At 73.7% G+C, this 20,987-nt stretch carries 16 protein-coding genes and 1 pseudogene; 7 read left to right on the forward strand and 10 right to left on the reverse strand.

Annotated features, from left to right (window positions below; genetic code table 11):
- The first annotated feature begins 90 nt into the window (after window positions 1-90).
- The gene (locus R4Z62_RS32010; protein ID WP_064536880.1) at window positions 91-453 is read left to right on the forward strand and encodes a DUF1330 domain-containing protein; all 363 of its coding nucleotides are present in this window, start codon (window positions 91-93) and stop codon (window positions 451-453) included.
- A 34-nt stretch (window positions 454-487) separates the two neighbouring features.
- Here the strand turns inward: R4Z62_RS32010 and R4Z62_RS32015 are convergent, their stop codons facing one another.
- Window positions 488-1,576 carry a LysR family transcriptional regulator gene (locus R4Z62_RS32015; RefSeq protein WP_355485365.1) on the reverse strand — a complete coding sequence of 363 codons (1,089 nt, stop codon included), beginning with the start codon at window positions 1,574-1,576 and terminating at the stop codon, window positions 488-490.
- A 186-nt stretch (window positions 1,577-1,762) separates the two neighbouring features.
- On the opposite strand from R4Z62_RS32015, the gene snpA reads away from it, so the two are divergent.
- Window positions 1,763-2,455, forward strand: a complete 693-nt coding sequence (gene snpA, locus R4Z62_RS32020; RefSeq protein WP_064536882.1) for a snapalysin — start codon at window positions 1,763-1,765, stop codon at window positions 2,453-2,455.
- 219 nt (window positions 2,456-2,674) lie between these two features.
- A complete protein-coding gene (locus R4Z62_RS32025) occupies window positions 2,675-3,364 on the forward strand; it encodes a class I SAM-dependent DNA methyltransferase (protein WP_491521621.1) in 690 nt (229 codons plus the stop codon).
- Window positions 3,365-3,400: 36 nt separating this feature from the next.
- Here the strand turns inward: R4Z62_RS32025 and R4Z62_RS32030 are convergent, their stop codons facing one another.
- A complete protein-coding gene (locus R4Z62_RS32030) occupies window positions 3,401-4,138 on the reverse strand; it encodes an SAM-dependent methyltransferase (RefSeq protein WP_491521622.1) in 738 nt (245 codons plus the stop codon).
- 196 nt (window positions 4,139-4,334) lie between these two features.
- Between R4Z62_RS32030 and R4Z62_RS32035 the strand changes: the two genes are divergently transcribed.
- Entirely contained in the window at window positions 4,335-4,919 is a 585-nt protein-coding gene (locus R4Z62_RS32035; RefSeq protein WP_018569872.1) for a TerD family protein, read from the forward strand.
- 39 nt (window positions 4,920-4,958) lie between these two features.
- On the opposite strand, the gene R4Z62_RS32040 is transcribed toward R4Z62_RS32035, so the two are convergent.
- The 6 genes from R4Z62_RS32040 to R4Z62_RS32065 form a co-directional block, all read right to left on the reverse strand.
- Complete coding sequence (locus tag R4Z62_RS32040) at window positions 4,959-5,576, reverse strand: DinB family protein (protein ID WP_064536885.1); 618 nt, start codon at window positions 5,574-5,576, stop codon at window positions 4,959-4,961.
- Window positions 5,577-5,727: 151 nt separating this feature from the next.
- Entirely contained in the window at window positions 5,728-8,076 is a 2,349-nt protein-coding gene (locus R4Z62_RS32045) for a GH92 family glycosyl hydrolase (protein ID WP_491521623.1), read from the reverse strand.
- 155 nt (window positions 8,077-8,231) lie between these two features.
- Window positions 8,232-9,212 (reverse strand): hydroxyacid dehydrogenase, encoded by a 981-nt coding sequence (locus R4Z62_RS32050; protein ID WP_491521955.1) that lies wholly within the window; start codon window positions 9,210-9,212, stop codon window positions 8,232-8,234.
- A 116-nt stretch (window positions 9,213-9,328) separates the two neighbouring features.
- On the reverse strand, window positions 9,329-10,210 hold the full coding sequence (locus tag R4Z62_RS32055; RefSeq protein WP_064536887.1) for a carbohydrate ABC transporter permease: 882 nt from the start codon (window positions 10,208-10,210) through the stop codon (window positions 9,329-9,331).
- Complete coding sequence (locus R4Z62_RS32060) at window positions 10,207-11,187, reverse strand: carbohydrate ABC transporter permease (protein ID WP_237305493.1); 981 nt, start codon at window positions 11,185-11,187, stop codon at window positions 10,207-10,209. The genes R4Z62_RS32055 and R4Z62_RS32060 overlap by 4 nt, the downstream gene beginning before the upstream one ends.
- Window positions 11,184-12,527 carry an ABC transporter substrate-binding protein gene (locus tag R4Z62_RS32065; protein WP_064536888.1) on the reverse strand — a complete coding sequence of 448 codons (1,344 nt, stop codon included), beginning with the start codon at window positions 12,525-12,527 and terminating at the stop codon, window positions 11,184-11,186. The genes R4Z62_RS32060 and R4Z62_RS32065 overlap by 4 nt, the downstream gene beginning before the upstream one ends.
- Before the next feature lie 300 nt (window positions 12,528-12,827).
- On the opposite strand from R4Z62_RS32065, the pseudogene R4Z62_RS32070 reads away from it, so the two are divergent.
- A pseudogene (locus tag R4Z62_RS32070) lies at window positions 12,828-14,833 on the forward strand (DUF2264 domain-containing protein).
- Here the strand turns inward: R4Z62_RS32070 and R4Z62_RS32075 are convergent.
- Window positions 14,812-16,314 (reverse strand): right-handed parallel beta-helix repeat-containing protein, encoded by a 1,503-nt coding sequence (locus R4Z62_RS32075; RefSeq protein ID WP_491521624.1) that lies wholly within the window; start codon window positions 16,312-16,314, stop codon window positions 14,812-14,814. The pseudogene R4Z62_RS32070 and the gene R4Z62_RS32075 sit on opposite strands and share 22 nt — an antisense overlap.
- Before the next feature lie 204 nt (window positions 16,315-16,518).
- Between R4Z62_RS32075 and R4Z62_RS32080 the strand changes: the two genes are divergently transcribed.
- Window positions 16,519-17,577, forward strand: coding sequence for a substrate-binding domain-containing protein (locus R4Z62_RS32080; protein WP_355484673.1), 1,059 nt, complete (start codon window positions 16,519-16,521; stop codon window positions 17,575-17,577).
- 223 nt (window positions 17,578-17,800) lie between these two features.
- Window positions 17,801-19,258 carry a purine-cytosine permease family protein gene (locus R4Z62_RS32085; RefSeq protein ID WP_491521625.1) on the forward strand — a complete coding sequence of 486 codons (1,458 nt, stop codon included), beginning with the start codon at window positions 17,801-17,803 and terminating at the stop codon, window positions 19,256-19,258.
- 72 nt (window positions 19,259-19,330) lie between these two features.
- On the opposite strand, the gene R4Z62_RS32090 is transcribed toward R4Z62_RS32085, so the two are convergent.
- Complete coding sequence (locus tag R4Z62_RS32090; protein ID WP_491521626.1) at window positions 19,331-20,962, reverse strand: phosphodiester glycosidase family protein; 1,632 nt, start codon at window positions 20,960-20,962, stop codon at window positions 19,331-19,333.
- Window positions 20,963-20,987: the final 25 nt, after the last annotated feature.

A 20,987-nucleotide genomic window follows, 5' to 3' on the forward strand; every position in this document is an offset into this window, starting at 1 on the left:
TTACCTGCCAGGTCATCGACGCCGCCGCACACCCGGTGCCACGATCACCGGCGTACGCAGTGAGACCGGCGCGACCGACCGGAGGACGTCATGACCGCCTACGCCATAGCCCATCTGCGCGACGCCGCGCCGCACCCCGAGACCGCCGAGTACATCGAGCGCATCACCGCCACCTTCGCGCCGTACGGGGGCCGCTTCCTGGTGCACGCCACCGCGCACGAGGTGAAGGAGGGCGCCTGGCCCGGCCATGTCGTGGTCATCGGCTTCCCCGGCATCACCGAGGCACGGGCCTGGTGGGACTCGCCCGCCTACCGGGAGATCGCGCCGCTGCGCTCCCGCCATGTCGAGGGCGACATCATCCTGGTCGCGGGCGTGCCGGAGGGCTACGACCCGGCCGCCACCGCGCGGGCGATGCGCGAGGCACTGCCCGCCGGACAGGCCCCGGACGCCTGACCCGCGTCGCCCGGACGGGGCCACGCCGCCGCTCTCATCCGGCGGGCACCCGTCGCCCGCCGCGCCCGTCGGGGCGCGGCAGCGCGGCCGGTGAGGACAGCGGTACGCGGGCACCGGCGGCGTCCACGGCGCCGGTGCCCGCGGCGGCGTCGGCGGTGCCCGTGACGCCCGCCGCCCCGCCGCCCGCCGTGCCGGGCGCGCCCGCACGGCCCAGCCACTCCCGGTACGCCGGTGCCTGGCGCGCCGCCTCCCAGTACGCCTCCTCCAACTCCGCGTAACCCCGGTCGAGTTCGTCCTCGCTGCGCGCCGCGAGCAGCAGCCGCACCCCGATCGGGTCGCCGAGGAGGGGCCGGACGGCGAGGTCGGAACGCGGCCGCGCCGTGGGCTGGCTGACCGTCACCACCTCGCCGGTGGCGGCCAGCGAGTACGCGGTGAGGTAGTCGCCGTGCAGCATGTCGGGCCGCAGCCCCGCCGCGCGCAGCACCCGGCACAGCGCGTCCCACTCCCCGTCGACCGTGGAGTCCACCATCCACCGGTCCGCCGCCAGATCGCGCAGCCGCACCTCGTGCCGCGCCGCCGCCGGATGGTCGACGGCGAGGCACACGAACTGCGGTTCCCGCTCCACCAGCACCCGCAGGCACAGCCCGGACGGCACCCGCAGCGGACTGCCCTCCACCTCGTGCACGAACGCCATGTCGAGCCGGCCCGCGGCCACCATGCGCAGCAGGGAGTTGGCGGAGACGTCCATCTGGAGCGTCGGCTCGGTGCGCGGGGTGCGTGCCCGCAGCCGGCGCAGCCAGCCCGGGATGGCGCGGCTGGCCGTGGCGCCGATGCGCAACTGGGGGCCGCCGGCACGGGCCGCGGCCGCCCGGGTCTCGGTGACCAGCGCGGCCAGCTCGCTCACCAGGGGCCGGGCCCGGCTCAGCACGGCGCGCCCCAGCGGGGTGGGCCGGCAGCCGGTGCGCGTGCGGACGAAGAGCTGACCACCGAGGGTCTGCTCGATCCGGCGCAACTGGGTGCTCAACGAGGGCTGCGCCATGCCCAGTTCACGGGCGGCCCGGTGCAGGCTGCCGGTGTCGGCGATGGCGCAGAGCACGCGCAGATGCCTCACCTCGAGCTCCATGAGGGGGAGCGTAGGGCGGGGCGGCGGCGCCGCACCAGACGAGCAAATGGCGACGGAACCGTACGAGTCGGCCCCCGATAGCCCCGTGCTATCCCAAGTTGCCATCATGCCGGAGGCGTTGGCCTGCCCGAGACTCATCCGCAACCGACCGTTCACACCCCACACCGAACGAGTAGGAGCCCCCACATGTCGTCCTCCCGCACCGGCGCCGCGTCCACGAAGTCCGTCCGCAGACTCGTGGCCCTCGCGCTCGGACTCGGCCTGGCCTCCGCCGCGCTGGGCACCGCCGGGCCGGCCGCCGCCGCGCCGGACACCTCCGGTCCCGCCACCGTCGCCCGGTACACGGGCACCGCCGCGCACACCGCCGACCCCCAGGCGTTCTTCGACGCGGTCATGAAGTCGGTCGCCGAGAAGCAGGCCGCGCACCCCAACCTGAAGTCGGTCACCGTCTACTACAGCGCCGCCCAGGCGCCGAGCTTCCGCTCGCAGATATCGAGCGCGGCCTCCATCTGGAACGGCTCCGTGAGCAACGTCAAGCTGGCCGCCTCCTCGGGCAGCGCCGACTTCTCGTACTACGAGGGCAACGACCCGCAGAACGGGTCCTACGCCTCCACCGACGGCCACGGCCGCGGCTACATCTTCCTGGACTACTCGCAGAACCAGCAGTACGACTCGGTCCGCGTCGTCGCGCACGAGACCGGGCACGTGCTCGGCCTGCCCGACCACTACAGCGGCCCGTGCAGCGAGCTGATGTCGGGCGGCGGCCCCGGCCCGTCCTGCACCAACCGCTACCCGAACGCCAACGAGCGCGCCCGCGTCAACCAGTTGTGGGCCAACGGCCTGGCCAAGGCGCTGAGCAAGGTGAACAGCGTGCGCTGACGCCCCGGCGGCGCACTCCCCGAGCGAGCGCGACGGCGCGGACCGAGGCCCCGGCCCCGGTCCGCGCCGTTGCGCGCTCCGGCCGCCGCCCCGCCGTCCCAAGTACCGTGCGCGGCGCCGTCGTCGGTGCCACGGGCCCGTCCGGACGGTAACGTCACCGGGTGCGCACCGGACGGCGGACGGCCGGGCGCACTTCGAGGTACGAGGGGGAGACATCGGATGAGCCGCACGGACAGTTCCGCCGCGGAGGCGGGCCACGGCGTCGAGCCGCGTGACCGCACCGGGCAGGCCGAGGCGTTCGACGCCATCGGCGACCGCTACGACGAGGCGTTCCCGCACAAGGAGGGGCAGCTCGCGGCCACCGACCGGCTGATCGCCGCGCTGCCCGCCGGGGCCCGGGTCCTGGACGTGGGCTGCGGCACCGGAGTGCCGACCGCGCGGCGGCTGGCCGGGGCGGGCCTCGAGGTCGTCGGCGTCGACCTGTCGGCCACCATGGTGGAGCTGGCCCGTGAGCGGGTGCCCGGGGCGCGCTTCCACCGGGCCGACCTCGCCGACCTGCGCCCCGGCGGTCCGCTCGACCTGGGCCGGTTCGACGCGGCCGCGGCCTTCTTCTCACTGCTCATGCTGCCCCGCGCGGAGATCCCCCTCGCCCTGACCTGGATCCGCGAACTGCTCGCGCCCGGGGGCCTGTTCGCCCTGGCGATGGTCGAGGCCGACGCGGACGGCGTCCCGATCCCGTTCCTGGGCCGCACGATCCGGGTGTCCGGCTACCCGAGGGCCGGCCTGCGGGCCGTGGTGGAGGGGGCCGGCTTCGACGTACTGGCCGAGTCCTCGGCCTCGTACGCCCCCGAGGGCCCGGACGCGCCGCCCGAGGAACACCTCTTCCTGCACTGCGCGCGACGCGGCTGACGGGCGCGCGGCGCCCGCGCCGGTCCTCCGGCTTCCTCAGCCGGAGGACGGGCGCAGCACCAGGCAGACGAATCCGAAGCTGGCCCGGTAGCCGTGCAGCCAGCCCTCGCGGTGCTCGGCGGCCGTCGCGAGCGCCTGGGCGCTGTCCGGGTCGCCGGGGCGGTCCAGCGCCCAGGAGGCCAGCGAGCCGGTCCACGCCCATTCGTAGGCGTCCAGTTCGCGGCGCGAGCTGATGTGCCCGCCGACCGGTGTCCAGCCCTCGGCGGCGACGGTGTCCAGGACGGCGGGGAGGTCGCCGAGGTCCCCGAGCATCTCGACCGCCTCGGCGGAGGGCGTGTTCTCCCAGAAGCCGTCGCCGATCAGCAGGCGCCCGCCCGGGGCCAGGTGCCGGCCGGCCGCCGCCAGGGTGGCGCGCAGTCCGCCGAAGGCATGCGTCGCGCCCACGCTGAGCACCGCGTCGAACGGGCGCTCGCAGGTGAAGGCGGCCGCGTCCGCCCGGTGCAGGAGCAGCCGGTCCCGCACCCCCCGGGCGTGCGCGGCGTCGCGGGCGCGGTCCAGCGCCTCCGCGGCGACGTCGACCCCCTCGGCGCGCAGCAGCGGGCGCATGGCCAGGGCGCGAAGCAGCCACTCGGCGCCCCCGCAGCCGAGGTCGAGCACCCGGGCCTCCTCGCGGGGCAGCAGGCCGTCCAGCAGCAGGCGTACGGACTCGTCGTCGAGCGGGGCGGCGATCGGATGGCCGGCGTGGGCGAGCCGGGAGATCTGGGCACGGTTCACCGGCGGAGCCTGACACGGGGCGGCGTACCGGGGCACCGTATTTTCCCGGCGGCCCGGGGGAACCGGGCCCGCCGCCGGGGAACCATCCGCATCATCCGGGAGGAACCGGGGCGGGGCGGACCCGCCGTCGAGCGCGCCGGAACCTCCAGGCACACTTTGGGTACCGCGATTCGCATGACCAGAGGATGATCAACGGATGATTACGCTGACGAAGGAAGACGGCCCGGCGGACCTGGACGGGGTCACGCACCTGTCCATCGGAGTGTCGTGGGACCCCACCGCGGGCGCCAGCGGCGGCGTGATGGGCATGCTGCGCCGCAAGGCCGGCACCGACCTCGACCTGATTGCCGTCGCGATGCAGGGCGGCGACCCGGTGCGTCTGGCGGGCCTGGACTCGCTGGACCCGATGGGCAACGGCTCGCTCGTGCACAGCGGGGACAACCAGACCGGCCGCGGTGACGGCGACGACGAGACGGTGACGGTCGAGTTCGCCCGGATCCCGCAGCAGATCACCTCGATCGTGTTCGTGGCCGCCGCCTTCAAGAAGGGCAGCTCCTTCCAGAAGGCGCGCAACATCAGCTTCAAGGTGTACGACGCGACCGGCGGCACCTCCCAGCAGGTCGCCGACATCTGGCCGAGCCTGCTCACCCAGGACAACGGCTGCGCCGTGGCCAAGGCGCTGCGCGTGGGCGGCTCCTGGAAGCTCGAAGTGATCAATGTGACGGGCAAGATCAAGCAGGGCGACGAGCACGCCCTGATGCGCTTCGCCGTCAGCAAGTGACCGCGGGCCCGGGGCACGGGGCCCCGGGCCGCCCGCGGTTCAGCGCCGCCGGTCGCGGTGCAGGTCGCGCAGCAGGGCGATCTCGGCGCCGTGGTGCAGCAGTTCCTGGTTGACCCACCACACGATGTCGGCGAACGGCTCCTCCGCGTCGCCGCCGTGCGGATAGGTGCAGTACCCGACGGTGTCCAGGGCCGTGTCGTCCACGCCGAGCAGGGCCCGCCGCCAGGCCGAGGCGCCCGCCTCCAGGGCCGTGAGCGCTTCGGCGGCACTGCCCGGGACCGGGTGGTCGTCGCGGGTCAGCCGGTGCGAGCCCGCCGTGTGGTCGGCGCGCAGCGCCAGCATCTCGCCGAGGTGGCTCAGCCGCCAGGCGAGCGTGGTGAACGGCGGCGGCCAGGGATGCGGGTACGCGGCGGCGTCCCGCCCCCAGTCGCCCGCGCCGGCCAGCAGCGTCGCCCGCGCGCCCGGCCCGTCCGTCCGCCGCCGCACCGACCAGCACCGCGGCACCGGCTCCCAGAAGTACTCCTCGTCGGTGAGCGGTTCGACCCGGGTGTCCGTCCCGTCGCCGCTGTCCATGACCGGCCCGGCCAGCCGGTGGCGCAGCCGCGTGTACGCGAAGTCGAACTGGGCGAGCAGGGGGACGAGACGAGGGGGGACCACGGGCGCTCCTGGTGTTCCGTCGCCCCCGGCGGGGCGGCCGGTCGGTCACCCTGCCACAACGGGCCCCGCAGCGCCCGCCATTATCGGGCGCGGGCCGCCCGGTCGGTGTCCCCGCCGCGCCGGAGCGGGCGGGGACACCGGCCGGGCGGGCTCAGGAGGAGGGCCGGTTCAGCGGGGGCGGCCCCGCCTGCGCGCCCGTGCCCCAGGTGGACGGCCGCGCTCCCACGGTGAACGACAGCGACCGGGTGTGCCGCAGATCGCCGGTCGTCAGATACGTACGGCCGTAGGCCGAGCCGTCGACGCGCGCCGACTGGATGTAGTGGCTCGCCTCCGAGGTGCCCGGCGCGGTGACGGTGAGGGCGCCGCGCGGGTAGTAGCGCCGGTCCAGCGTCAGGTCGACGCGCTCGAAGACCGGGGTGGACAGGCCCCAGGTGGCGTAGCCGGGCTGCACCGGGAAGACACCGATCGACGAGAGCACGTTCCAGGCGGACATGGTGCCCAGGTCGTCGTTGCCGGTCATCCCGGTCGGGGTGTCCGTGAACAGGGTCAGGGCCGCGTGCACCACGTCGGTGGTCTTCCACGGCTGGCCGGTCGACAGATAGGTGTACGGGGCGATGAGGTCGGGCTCGTTCTGCGGGTTGTACTTGTCCGCGTTGTAGTAGTCGTACGGCCCGTTGACCCACACCTCGCGGGCGGTCTTCGCCGGGTCCCGCACCAACTGGTCGTAGGCGAAGAAGGAGTCGAGCCGGGCGTTGGCCGCCTGCTCGCCGCCGATCAGGGCGATCATGCCGGGCAGGTCCTGCGGCACCAGCCACTGGTACTGCCAGGCCGTGCCCTCGTGGAAGCCCTCGCTCCGCGCCGGGTCGGCCGGTCCGGTGAAGGCGCCGGAGGCGTCGCGGGCGCGGAAGAAGCCGGTCGAGGAATCGAAGACCGCGCGGTAGTTCTGCGCCCGTGCGGAGTAGCGCGCGGCGTCCGCTTCATGACCGAGGCAGCGGGCCATCTCGGCGAGCATGGCGTCCGACAGGGCGTACTCCAGCGTCGCGGACGGACCGTGGTCGTAGTCCGAGTCGCCGGGCTTGGCGTGCGGACGGCCCTTGATGTAGGGCGCGAACCCCTTCGCCAGGTACTCCTTGTTGGCCTCGCGGCCCACGGCGGGGGAGTCCGCGGGCGGTACGCCGTCGGCGTTCTTCCTCAGGGCGCGGTAGGCCCGTTCCTCGTACCCCTCACGGCCCTTGAGCAGGCCCTGCTGATAGGCGTTGGTGAGGAAGGGGGTGACCGGGTCGCCGGTCATGATGTTCGTCTCGACCGTGCCGTAGCCCCACTTGGGCAGCCAGCCGCTCTCCTCGTCGATGTGGATGACGGAGACCGCCATGTCGCGCGCCTCGCGCGGCGCGAGCAGTGACAGCAGCTGCGACTGGGTGCGGTAGGTGTCCCACAGCGACCAGTTCTGGTAGTACGTGAAGCCCTTGGCGCGGTGGACGCGCTGGTCCCAGCCGGTGTACCGGCCGTCGACGTCGCTGCCGATGTTCGGCGCGAGGAAGGACCGGTACAGGGACGAGTAGAAGGTGCGGCGGAGCGTGTCGCCGCCGCCCTTGACCCGGACGTCGTCGAGCCGGTCCTCCCAGGACCGCCGCGCGGCCTCGCGCACCCGGTCGAAGGTACGGCCGCCCTCGGTGCGCAGGTTGAGGGCGGCGCCGCGTGCGTCGACGTACGACAGGGCCGTCGTCGCCTCCACGGTACGGTCCTTCGTCGTGTCGAAGCGGACGTAGGCGCCGCCGTGCCCGCTGCGCGAGCCCGCCGTGACGGAGGAGCCGTCCCAGGTGCCGAAGGAGGTGAAGGGCCGGTCGAAGCGGGTGATCGTGTACACCGTGTACGGCTCGGTGTCCTGGCAGAAGCCGCTGCCGGTGAGGGCGGTGCGCACGGTGCGGTTGTCGAGCACCTCCACCTGGGTGGAGATCACGCGGTGCAGCGACTGGCCCGCGTCGAGCAGGACGTTGGCCTTGTCGGTGGCGGGGAAGGTGTAGCGCTGGACGCCGGTGCGCGCGGTCGCGGTGAGTTCGGCGCCGATGCCGTTCTTCAGGCCGACCTTGTAGTATCCCGGGCTCGCCTGCTCGGTGTCGTGGCTGAACTCCGCCTCGTACCTGGCGTTGTCGGTCTCGGTGACGTCGCCGGTGGTCGGCAGTACGGGCAGGTCGCCGCCGAGTCCGCAGCCCACCCCGGACAGGTGCACCAGGGAGAAGCCCCGGATGTGGTTCTGGGAGTGGTCGTAGCCGGTGTTGTGCCCGGTGTCCGGCGAGAACTGCACCATGCCGAAGGGCACGGCCGCACCGGGGTAGGTGTTGCCCTCGTTCTCGGTGCCGATGAACGGGTTGACCAGGTCGGTGAGCCGGCCGGTGTCGCGTGCGGCGGCCTGCGCGGCGGGCGCGGTGAGCGCGGCGCCGAGGAGCGCGACGGCCGCGACGGCCGTTCCCGCAGCGCGTGTTCGCCGGGTCCATCTCATGGGCGTCAACTCCTCCACCGAAAACACGGACAACGTTGTCAGAGCGCGGCTCATTCTTCGGCGTTGTACGTGTACTCGTCAAGAGCGGGCGCGGACCGGACCGTGGCGGGTCCGGTCCGCGTGCTCCGGCGGGGTGCCCCGGACGCCCTCGCGGGTCAGGCCGAGCGGGTGGTGTCCTCGTGCAGGACCGGGTGGGCGAAGGGCAACCCGGCGGCGTAGCGGGCCAGTTCGTCGGCGGCGGCCGCCGCCATGCGGTGCAGTTCGCCGCCGAGGGAGCCCGCGACATGTGGGGTGAGCAGGACGTTGGGCAGGTCGTACAGCGGGGAGTCGGCGGGCAGCACCTCGGGGACCGTGACGTCCAGGACCGCGTTGAGCCGGCCGGTGCGCAGCTCGTCGACGAGCGCGTCCTGGTCGACGAGGGAGCCGCGGGAGGTGTTCACCAGGGTCGCGTCGTCGCGGAACAGGGCGAGCCTGCGGCGGTCGATGAGGTGCCGGGTGCCGGGCAGTTCGGGCGCGTGCACCGTGACCACGTCGCTCGCCGCGCACAGCGCGTCCAGCTCGATGGAGCGGGCGCCCAGCGCGGCCGCCTCCTCGGCGCCGACGTAGGGGTCGTGCAGCAGCAGGTCGAGGTCGTGGGGGCGCAGCAGCTCCAGGACCCGGCGCCCGATGCGGGAGGCGCCGACGACACCGACCGTGCGCCGGTAGTTGCCCGCGCCGCCGTAGGCGGCCAGCCAGTCGTGGGGGCCGCGCCGGGCGCGGTAGTCGTCGCGCATGCGCAGCAGTTGCTTGTTGGCGAGCAGCACCACGGCGACCGTGTACTCCGCGACGGGCAGGGCGTTGGCCCAGGCCGCCGAGGTGACCTGGATGCCGCGCCGCCAGCAGGCGTCGGTGATGTGGTGCTTGACCGATCCGGCGGCGTGGATGACGGCCCGCAGACGGGGCGCCCGCTCCAGGACGGACTCGTCCAGCGGCGGGCAGCCCCAGCTGCTGACGATGACCTCGCTCTCGCGCAGCGCGGCGGCGGCGCGCGGCTCGTCGAAGTCGTCGACGACCAGCGTGGGGTCGAGGTCGGCGAGGGAGGTGAACCGCTCCAGCGTGCCGGGGTCGATCAGCCGTGCGGCCAGGTCGCCGTGCATGGCCAGCAGGGTGCGCGGGCGCCGCTGCCCGGGGGTGGCGGTGTGCGGCTGCGCGGCGGGTGCGGTAGGGGGGTTGGACACTCGGTTCTCCGGTGCGTGTGCGGCAGGGGCGGACGTCATTTGACGCTTCCTGCGGTGAGGCCGGCCTTCCAGTGGCGCTGGAGGGCGATGAAGGCGATGACCAGCGGGACGATGCCGAGCAGGGAGCCGGTGACGACCAGCGGGTAGTACTCGGGGAAGGCGTGGGTCTGCGTGTTCCAGCTGTACAGGCCGAGGCTGACGGGGAAGAGCCGGTTGTCGGAGAGCATCACCAGGGGGAGGAAGAAATTGTTCCAGATGGCGGTGAACTGGAACAGGAAGACGGTGACGAAGCCGGGCATCACCATGCGCAGGCCCACCGACCAGAAGGTCCGCAGTTCCCCGGCGCCGTCCATGCGGGCGGCCTCCAGGACCTCGCCGGGCACGTATCCGGCGCAGAACACCCGCGCCAGATAGACCCCGAACGGATTGACCAGGCTGGGCACGAAGACGGCCCAGAAGGTGTTGACGACCCCGAGTTCGCTCGCCAGCAGGTACATGGGCAGCGCGAGCGCGGTGGTCGGCACCAGCACGCCGAGCAGGACGAGACCGAAGAGCTGTTCCTTGCCGGGGAAGCTGTAGACGTGGAAGGCGTAGCCCGCGCAGACGCACACCAGGGCGCACAGCAGGGCGCCGATCCCGGCGTACAGCAGGGAGTTGAGGTACCAGCGGAAGTAGATGCCGTCGCCGGTGGTGGCGAGGGCGTGCAGGTTGGCGCCCAGGTGCCAGGTGGCGGGGGAGAGGCTGCGGCCGCCGAGCAGGTCGCCGGTGTTCTTGGCGGCGGCGGTCAGCAGCCAGACCAGCGGCAGCAGCGTGTAGGCGGTGGCCAGCACCAGGGCGCCGTTGACGGCCGCCTTGGACAGCGACCAGGGGCGGCCGCGGTCGCGCGGGGCGCCGGGCTCTGCGGTGGCGGTGGTCATGCGGCGGCCTCCGTGGCGTGCTGGGACCGGGTCCGCCGGCCCCGGCCGCGGGTGGCGCGGGTGACGACGAAGGAGAGCGCGGCGGCGGCCAGCGCCAGCAGGACGGAGGACGCGGCGGCCAGGCCGTAGTCGTGCCGTTCGAACGCCGCGGTGTAGGCGTACATGTTGGGGGACCAGGTGGAGACGACGCTCGGGGTGGTGCCGTGCAGGATCACCGGCTCGGTGAACAGCTGGAGCGAGCCGATGACGGTGAACAGGCCCACCACCGTGAGCGAGGAGCGGATGAGCGGGACCTTGATGCTGAGGGCGGTGCGCAGCGGCCCGGCGCCGTCGACGACGGCGGCCTCCAGGACCTCGCGCGGAATGGCCTGGAGCGCGGCGAAGAAGATCACCATGTTGTAGCCGGTCCACTCCCACACCGCCATGTTGACGACGGCGGGCAGCGGGTGCCCGAGCAGATCGGTCTGTCCGCCGAAGGAGTTCAGCGCGTCGATCACCGGGCTGATGCCGGGGGTGTACAGGTACACCCACACCAGCGCGGCGATGGTGCCGGGCACCGCGTGCGGCAGGAACAGCGCGAGCTGGAAGAAGCGGCGGGCCCTGACCAGCGCGGAGTCCAGCAGCAGGGCCAGCGCGAGGGCCAGCGCCATCATTAGCGGGATGTACAGCAGGCAGTACTGCAGGAGGTTCGAGAACCCGGCCCGGAAGGCGGCGTCGCCCAGGGCCCGGGTGTAGTTGCCGAGGCCGGTGAAGACGGTCTCGCCGCCGCCGAAGCCGAGGCCGGAGCGGTGCTCGGCGTACAGGCTCAGATGGACGGCGTAGCCGATCGGCACCAGCGTGACGGCGGTGAAGAGCAGGAAGAACGGCGCGAGCAGCACGGCGGGCGCCGCGAACCGCCGCCGCCGCGGCCGGGGGGCGGCGGCGCGCGGGGACGCGGCGGGCAGCGCGCGGGCCGCCGTGGGGGAGGCGGGCGTCATCGCGTGGCGACCTTCAGACCGCGGTTCTTCATCTCGGAGAGGGTGTCCTTCTGCGCGGTGGCCAGCGCCTGGGCGATGGTGCCGGAACGGCTGGAGAGCTTGCCGAAGGAGTCCTTGAGGGAGTTGTTGGTGACGCCCATCGCCGGTCCCCAGGTCCACTTCCGCCCGATGGACTGCGCGCCGCTCTTGTAGAGGGCGTAGATGTCCTGGCCGCCGTAGAAGTCGGTGGCGAAGGCCTTGGCGGCGACCGGGACCAGCTCGGGGTCGGCGGGGTAGGCCGAGGAGTCGCCGGAGGAGATACGGGCCTGGATGCCCTGGGCGGTCGTGGTGGCCCAGGTGGCGAACTCCACGGCGGCCTTCGCCTTCTTGCTGTCCTTGGAGACGGCGAAGGTGCTGCCGCCGAGCATGCCGCTGGCCGGGGCGCCGTTCCAGGAGGGCAGCGGGGCGACGGCCCACTTGCCGGACTGGTCCTTGGGCAGGGTGCCCTTCAGCACGCCGCCGCCCCAGGAGGCGCCCAGGTAGCCGGCGGTCTGCCCCTTCTGGAGCGAGGCCGTCCACTGCTGGCTGAAGGAGGGCTCCACCCGCACCAGGTCGTCGTCGATCATCTTCTGCCAGTAGGCGGCGACCTTCTGGGTGCCGGGCCCGTCCACGCTCACCTGCCAGGAGTCGCCCGAGGTGCCGAACCAGGGCGCCCCGGCCTGCCACGCCATCGCCTCGAAGGTGGTCGGGTCGTCGGGGAAGAAGGTGGCGATCCGGCTGTCCGGCTCGGCCTGCTTCAGCTTCTCGGCGGCCGTGCGGAACTCGTCCCAGGTGGCGGGGGGCTTGATGCCGGCCTTGGCGAACAGGTCCTTGCGGTAGTAGAAGACCTGCGGCGCGGCGTCCAGCGGCAGCGCGTACGTGGCACCGCCGAGCGTGGTCAGCTGCACCGCCTGCGGCAGGTACTTGCCCTTGAGGCCGGCGTCGACGTACTCGCTGATGTCCTGTACGGCGCCCTGGCTGACGAAGTCGGGCAGCTGCGGGTACTCGACGTTGAAGACGTCGGGCGCGTTGCCCGCCTTGACCGCGTTGGACAGCTTCGCGTAGCCGCCGGCCGAACCGGAGGGGATCTCCTCGTAGCTGACGTGGACGTCCTTGTGCGAGGAGTTGAAGGCGTCCACCACCTGCTTGGTGCCCTTGGCCCAGCCCCAGAACGTGATGTCGACGGGCTTGCCCGCTCCCGCGGCCGGGCCGTCGTCGTCGCCCGAGCCGCAGGCGGCCAGGAGGGTGGCGGACAGGGTGGCGGCGGTGAGCGCGGCGGCGGCTCGGCGGACTCTGCGACTGCGGGCGGGGGCAGCGGACATGGCTCGGCTCCTGGGGAACGAGACGGGTGGAAGGTGCCCGGTGCGGATCCGGTGACGACGACGCCTGCCGGACTCCGTGGCCGTCGGGCCCGGGTAGGCACATCTTGGGAACACTTCCGATCGAAGTCAATACCTTTCGATCGAACGATCGAATCTGATCAATTGGCGGGGGCGTCCGAGCGGGCGCACTCTGCGGATTTCGTGGCAACCCGCCGCCATAGACAGATCATTCGATCGATCGCATTGACGATCGATCGCCCGGCTCCTAGATTCGGCACCCCCGAGCCAGGAGCCCCCGCCATGCCGCTGCCCCCCTTCCCGCCCGAGGACCGCGTCCGCAGCCCGTACACCGGCTGGACCCGCGCCCACTGGGAGGCGGCGGCGGACGGACTGCTCGCCGCGGTGGCACCGCACGCCGGACCGGAACACGCGCTGATCTCCCTGCCGGGGCCGCGCCCGAGCCGGTCGGGACCACGCTCGGACGGCCTGGAGGGGTACGCCCGTACGTTCCTGCTGGCCGCCCTGCGCGTCACGGGCGCCGCCGGGCACGACCCGCTGGGCCTGCTCGACCGGTACGCCGAAGGGCTGGCCGCGGGCACCCTGTCACCCACCACCGAGACGGAGCTGACCGGCCGCGACCCGGTGGCCTGGCCCGCCGTCACCGACCGGGGCCAGGCCATGGTCGAGGCCGCCTCGGTCGCGCTCGCGCTGCGTCTGACCCGACCCTGGCTGTGGGACCGCCTGCCCGCCGCGGTCCGCACCCGCGCCGCCGACTGGCTCGCCGGCGCGCTGCGCCACACCCCCGTAGACAACAACTGGTGGCTCTTCCAGGTCACCGTCGGCGGCTTCCTCGCCGGGACCGGCCACCACACCGAGGCCGCCGAGGAAGCCGTCACGCGGGGACTGGCCCGGATGGAGCGGTGGTACCTGGGCGACGGCTGGTACACCGACGGCCGCCCGCGCGCCGTCGACCACTACAACGGCTGGGCCTTCCACCTCTACCCCGCCCTGCACGCCCACCTGGCGGGCGACGAGCAGCTCCTGGCCCGCCACGGCGCCCGCCTGGAGGCCCATCTGCGGAGCTTCGCGCACACCTTCGGCGGCGACGGGGCCCCGCTGCACCAGGGCCGCTCGCTGATCTACCGCTTCGCCTCGGCCGCCGCGCTGTGGACCGGGCGCCCTGACCGGCCACACCCCCGCTGACGCCGGGGACCACCCGGCGCCTCGCCTCCGGCGCGCTGCGCCACTTCCTCGACCGGGGCGCCGTGGATGAGCACGGCCTGCTCACGCTCGGCTGGTACGGCCCCTGCCCGTCGCTGGTGCAGTCGTACTCGGGCCCGGCCTCGCCGTACTGGGCGAGCAAGGGCTTCCTCGGCCTGCTGCTGCCCGCTGACCACCCGGTGTGGACCGATCCGGAGGAGCCCGCGCCCGCCGAACGGGCCGACACCGTGCTGGGGCTGCCCGCGCCGGGCCGGCTGATCCAGTCCACCGCGGCGGACGGACTGGTCCGGGTGCACAACCACGGCAGCGACGACCAGCCCGCCGACGAGGTGCTGGCGGACGACCCGCTGTACTCCCGCCTGGCGCACTCCACCGCCACCGGGCCGGTCTTCGAGGGGACGGCCGACAACCACTTCGCGCTGCTCGACGGCGACGAGGCGAGCGAGCGCGGCCCGATCCGCCCGCTCGGCGCCGGGCCGGGCTGGGCCGCCTCCGCCCACCGGCCCCGGATCCGGGGCGCCGAACTGCCCGGCACCGCCGTCACCTCCCTCGTCCTCGCCGACGGCGCCCTGGAGGTGCACGCGCACCTGGTCCGCGGTGCCGCCGCCGGGACCGCCGTACGGCACACCGGCTGGGCCGTGGCCGGGGAGGCGGTGGAGACGGCGGCCGGCGACGGCCGGGTGCGGGCCCGCGCCACCGTGCCCGCACCCGGTTGCGGACCGGAGGCCGCTCCGGACCCGGCCGCAGCACGGGTGCTGGTGTCCGAGGCCGTCGCCCTGCACGGCTTCGGCGGCGCGGCGGCGCACGCCCTGCCCGCCGGTACCGCCTTCGGGCCGTGCGGGGCGGTACCGGTGCTCACCGGCACCGTGACGGGCGAGGAGTGCCTGTTCGTCTCGCTGCTGCGGCTGAGCGGCACGGACACCGCCGCGCCGCCCGCCGCGCGGACCACCGTCACCGCCGCCCCCGGGGGCCACCGGCTGGTCGTCCACTGGCCCGACGGGGGCGGCACCGCGGCGCTGCTCCACGCGGACGGTGTCACCGTGACACCGTCCGCGCCCGGCGGCTACAGCCCGGGGCCCTCGTAGGCGCCGCGGTTGGGCTTGGCCGTGGCGGACACCGGCGTGCCCCAGTAGTCGCGGCCGCCGTTGTCGGCGACGACCCCGCCGTTGCGCAGCGCGGGCGAGGCGGCCGTGAGCCGGTAGCCCGCAGCGGATTCCAGGGTGTCGCCGCCGGTGCCGGGGGCGACGAAGCCCGGGTCGCCCACGATGCCGTTGGCCGTGGGGCGCGGCACGCCCTCGAAGACGTTCCACTGCCAGGAGACCCCGGCCCCGGTGGGCAGCCGGGAGTCCGCGCGGCCCACCCAGATGTTGTTCTCCAGCAGGCTGTTGGCGGGCACGCTGATGTCGAGCCCGCGGTCCGGGCAGTAGACGACGTTGTTGTGGAAGAGCAGCGCCGACCGGCCGCCCGAGGCGCCCACCATGCGGCAGTCGTTCTCGGAGACGTTGTAGCGCACCACCTCGGTGGCGCCGCCGCTGGTCCCGCAGCCGTCGCAGTCCAGGAAGAGGCCGCCCGCGTTGTCGCGGCTGAAGTTGTACTGCACCGTGCAGTGCCCGGTGTTGCCCCAGTCGCAGTCGAACGCCTCGCTGTCGTAGGCCGACATGACGCTGCCGTAGACGGCGTTCTTCTGGATCACGGCGTCGTGGTCGCCGAGCACCCAGATCCCGGCGAAGTTGCCGCCGGTCCACGGATAGGTGCCGGTGCCCAGGGCGGCCGCGGTGTTGTACTCGATCAGCGGCGACTCGGCGTAGGAGACGATGATGCCGTCGCCGCCCACCGCGCTGACGGTGTTGTGGTCGACGAGGACGTCGTGGCCCAGGAGGGTGTTGGCCGCGCCGACGCGGACCTTGATGCCTCCGCCGCCGCAGTTTCCGACCCGGGTGCGGTGGATGTGGACCCCCGCCAGCAGGGAGCCGGCGCCGGACACGCCGGTGCGGATGCAGGCGGACTGGGAGAACGCCGTGGCGTGCGTCGCCTTGTTCGTCTCGCCCGCCACGCCGTCGACGATCAGCCCGTCGACGTCGAACCCGGAGTGCGTACGGCCGTCCGTGGACTCGATGAGCAGGCCCTGCCGCTGGGCGAGGGTGCTCGCCGGATCGGTCAGCCTGATCGCTCCGATGCGCCAGTGGTCCTGGTCCCGCAGGTGCAGCGCGTTCTCGGCGCCGCCCGCGTCGACGACCGGGGCGGCACCGCTGCCGTAGGGCGCGATGGTGACGGGCGCGGCCGCGGTGCCGCTGCCGTGCGGGGTCAGTGTGCCGTGGCAGGTCGTGCCCGCGGCCAGGGCCAGGGTGTCCCCGGGCCGGAACGTCAGGGCGGCGACCGAGGCCAGGGAGTTGTACGGGGAGTCGAGCGAGCCGGTACCGTCGGTGGACCGCGAGCAGTCCAGGTGGACGGTGGTGCCGGCGAGGGCGGGGGAGAGGGCGGCCGCCGGGGCGGGGGACGGGGCGAGGGCGCCGGCCGCGGCCAGGGCGACCGCGACAAGACCTGTCCCGAGGGTTCTGAGGCTCATGAAGGATGCTCCTCCGGGCTGCTGGTGGGGGCCCAGAAGCTAGGAGCGCCACCCGATCGAGTCAATACAAATAAACAAGGCGATCGAATATCGATCAATTTTGGCGATGATCGAGCTTGAGTGACCGAGAGTTGAGCACTAGATCAATCGGGTATCGAATGATAGCCTCCACGAGGAGTCAGACCAGCTGAGAAAGGGACCGTCATGTCGATCGCGGCGGACGAGCGCCGGACGCGGATCCTCGAGATCGTGCGCAAGCTCGGCACGGTCCGGGTGACGGACCTCGCGGCCCGTCTCGACCTGCCGGCCGTCACCGTGCGCCGCGATGTCGCGGCACTCGCCGAGGCGGGGCGGCTGCGCCGCGCGCACGGCTCGGTCTCGGTGCCCGACGAGCGCTCCGGCACCCCGGCCGACGCCCGCACCCTGGGACTGATCGTGCCCACGGTCAGTCACACCGTCAGCCAGTACTTCGACGAGGTGATCGCCGGGGCCCGCGCCGCCGCGGCCGACGCCGGGGCCCACCTGGTGCTCGGTATCTCGTCCTACGACCCGGGGGCCGACCGCGCGCAGGCGGAACAGCTCCTCAGGTCGGGCGCCGAAGGACTCATGCTGACCCCCAACTGGATGTCCAGGACCGAGTCCGAGGACCGGCACTGGCTGCACGAGCTGCCCGTGCCCGCCGTGCTGGTGGAGCGCCGCGCCGCCGCCGGCACACCCGCCGCCGAACTGGACTCGGTCAGCTCCGACCACCACCACGGCGTCCTGCTCGCCCTGCGCCACCTGGCCGCGCTCGACCATCTGACGGTCGCCCTCGCGGCCCGCCGCGACACCTGGACCGCCCTGCAGGTGCGCAGCGGCTACGCCGAGGCGTGCGAACTGCTGGAGCTGACACCGCAGCCGGTGATCGACATCGACGACCCCGCCACCGCCCCCGAGCTGGTGTCCCGGAGCCTCGCCGAGGCCGCCGACCGGGGCGTACGGGCCGCGCTCGTACACAACGACCAGGACGCCATCCAGCTCCCGGCGCTGCTGCGCGCACGCGGCCTGTCCGTGCCGGAGGACCTGGCACTGATCAGCTACGACGACGTCTTCGCCGCACTCGGGGCCCCGCCGCTGACCGCGGTGGCCCCGCCCAAGCGCGCCGTCGGCGCCGCCGCGGTCGACCTGCTGCTGCGCCGGCTGCGGCACGGCGACGCCCTGCCCGTCCACCGGATCGAACTGCTCCCCGAGCTGAAGGTGCGCTCCTCCTGCGGCGGCGACTGACCCGCGCCGGGCGGCGGACGACGGCTGACCGGTCGGTCCGCGGGACGGCCGACCGGCCGCCCGGCATCTGATCGATCATTGCGCGGTCTGATCGATCAAGCTGCGGACTATTGGCATTCCATTCATCAGTGCATAGTCTGCATAGCCATATGCAGCCGGTCCGCGCTCCTCGGGCACCGGGCCTGGCGAGATCGTCCAGCGTGTCCACCAGGACGGAGCAATCATGGCCCAGACAGTGGTGGAACGGCGTTCCATCGACGTCGTCCCCGACGAGGAGCGCCACGGCACGGCGTTCTCACAGTTCACGCTCTGGCTCGGGGCCAACCTCCAGATCACCACGGTGGTCACCGGTGCCCTGGCCGTGGTCCTCGGCGGCGACGTGGTCTGGTCGCTGGCCGGCCTGCTGGCCGGAAATCTGCTCGGCGGCGCGGTCATGGCCCTGCACTCCGCGCAGGGACCCCGGCTCGGACTGCCCCAGATGATCTCTTCACGGGCCCAGTTCGGGGTGCGCGGCGCGGTCGTCCCGCTGGTCCTGGTCGTGGTGATGTACATCGGCTTCTTCGCCAGCGGATCGGTGCTCGCCGGGCAGGCCGTCGGCAAGCTGACCCACCTCGGACCGGTGCCCGGCATCCTGCTGTTCGCGCTGGTCACCGCGGTGGTGGCGACCGTCGGCTACCGCGTCGTGCATGCCCTGGGCCGGGTCGCCAGCGTGGTGTGCGCGCTCAGCTTCCTGTATCTGGGCGGCAGACTGCTGGACCGGATCGACCTCGGGGACGTCGTCGCCCACCAACACCACTTCTCGCTGCCGATGTTCCTGCTGGCGATGTCCCTGTCGGCGTCCTGGCAGCTGGCCTTCGGACCGTACGTGGCCGACTACTCGCGCTATCTGCCGCGGACCACCTCCGCCCGCGCGACCTTCGGCTGGACGCTCGGCGGCACGGTGCTCGGCGCCCAGTGGTCGATGGCCTTCGGCGTCCTGGTGGCGGCGACCGCGGGGCCCGCCTTCCTCGACGACCAGGTCGGCTATGTCGTGGGCCTGGGCGGCGCCGGCCTGGTCGCGTCCTTCCTCTACTTCGTCGTCGCGCTCGGCAAACTGACCGTCAACGTGCTCAACACCTACGGCGGCTTCATGTCGATCGTGACCGGGGTGAGCGGCTTCCGCGGCCAGCGGGCCCTGTCGCAGCGCGGACGCACCGCCTACATCGCCGCCGTCATGGTCGCGGGCACGGCCGTCGCGCTCGCCGGGCGCAACTCCTTCCTGGACTCCTTCGCCGACTTCCTGCTCTTCCTGCTGACGTTCTTCACCCCGTGGTCGGCGATCAACCTGGTCGACTACTACCTGATCTCCAAGGAGCGCTACGACCTGCCGGCCCTCTCCGACCCGGACGGCCGCTACGGCGGCTGGCGGCTGGGAGCGCTGGTCGTCTACGGCATCGCCCTGGCCGCGCAGTTCCCGTTCCTGTCCACGAGCTTCTACACCGGCCCCCTCGTGGACCCGCTGGGCGGCGCCGACATCTCCTGGATCGTGGGCCTGGTCGTCCCGGCGGTGCTCTACTACTTCGTCGGCAGGCACCGCCGCGCCACCGCACCCGCTCTCACCGAGACGCCCGGTGCGCCCGTGATGTCCGGGGCATCCGTGCCGCCCGTGTCCCCCGTGTCGCTCACCCCGCGGGGAGAGTGACCGGCCGCCCGCACCCGTCGGGACGCGCCGGGGCGGCCCGGCCCGCGCCGGAGGTCTCCGCCCCGGCCCGGGTCACGGCCGGGTCCGGCCCGGCAGCACCTGGACGGTGCCGCCGACCGCGCGTTCGCCCGTGGCGTCCGAGGGGTTGTTGACCAGGACACCGCCGACGGCCATGGCGGTGGAGCCGCCGCCGTCGAGGTTGAGCGCGTCCACGGCTCCGAGCGAGCGCATGAAGGCGGCGGCCTCCTGGAGGGTGAAGCCCTCGCTGCCGCCGGTCCTGCGGCCGTCCACCGTGGCCAGGATCAGCCGTCCCCGCGCGTCGACCCCCGCCATGGTGCGCGGCTGGCGGACGTTCGACCAGGCGTAGCCGAACGACAGGTCCCGGGGGTCGACGACCCCCTCGGCCGCCGCGTCGATGTGGATCCGGCCGTGGGCGACGAGGGTGGGGGCGGCGCTGACGACGCTGTCGCCGCGACCGAGCCGTACCCGGCGGCCCGCCGTGTCGCGCACGACCTCCTCGACGCCGATCCGGTGCCCGGGACGGGCGTGGGCGGCCAGCCAGTCACCGGCCGGACCGATGCCCTGCACGACCCTTCCGCGCGCCGGGACCGTGCCGCCGCGGGCCCCGGCCGACACGACCCGGCCCCGGGCGTCCAGGACGGCCTGCGTACCGGGGCCGGTGGGCAGCGGCGCCCCGAACTCGTCCGTGAACACGACCAGTTCGTCGGTGGAGCGGCAGGTGACGTCCTGCCAGGGGCGTTCGCTGGGCGCCGCTCCCGGGCGCCCGCAGTCGCGGACGAGTCCGGGCGTCCGGTTGATGCCCTGGGCCGCGTGGCTGCGCGTGCCCGCGTGGACGGTGACGGCCGACGTCAGGTCCGCCACCCGGGCCCGGCGGCCCCCGTCCTCGATGATCAGCGCCGCCCGGGAACCGGCCGCCATCGACTGGAGCTCGCCGTCGTCCGCGCTGAGCCCCGACTGCGTCCCCTGCACGCCGTCGGCGTCGGAGGTGACGAAGAAGCCCGCGTTGACACCCACCAGCGAACCCAGCTTCGCGGCGACCGACGAGGTGGTCGCGCGCCGGGCCACGGCGCCGTCGTGGGTGCCCTGGACCGTACCGGTGAACGTGCGCGGGTCGACCACGGCGACGTGCACGTTCTGCCGGTCGGCCGGCTGGTCGGCGTCGTAGCCGGTCCAGTCGACGGCGGTGCGGAACCCGGCCGCCGTCACCTCCTGGGCGTCGGCGCGCGCGGCGGCCTCGGTGGCGTAGGAGCCGATCCGGACCCGCAGGCCCATGACGCCGTGCGGGGTGTCGGCGTACGCGGGCCAGCGCACCGTCTCCACGCGGGGCACGAAGCCGCCCGCCCGCAGCCGCTCGGCGGTCGCGTCGGCCCAGGACCGCGAACCCAGCGGCGCCCAGGTCGCGGCACCGCTCAGGCGGCTGGTGGCCGGCGCCTGCACGGTGACCGTCCACAGCGGTCTCGCGGCGGTGTTCTCGATGGTCGCGCCGCGCACCTGCACGCCCGGCGCGAGCGTCGTGCTCGTCCAGACCGGCGCGGGCGCGGCCGGCCGGCCGGTGACCGCCGGGCCGGGCGCGGCGGCCTCGGCCGTTCCCCACAGTCCGCCCGACGCGACGACGGCGAACACCGCTCCGGCGCCGAGCAGGACGCGTGCTCGCGCGGTGTACCGGGCGCGCTGGTGGCTCATGGCGTTCTCCCTACTCCCCTGGCAT

The organism is Streptomyces sp. PL-25 (genome assembly GCF_058344915.1).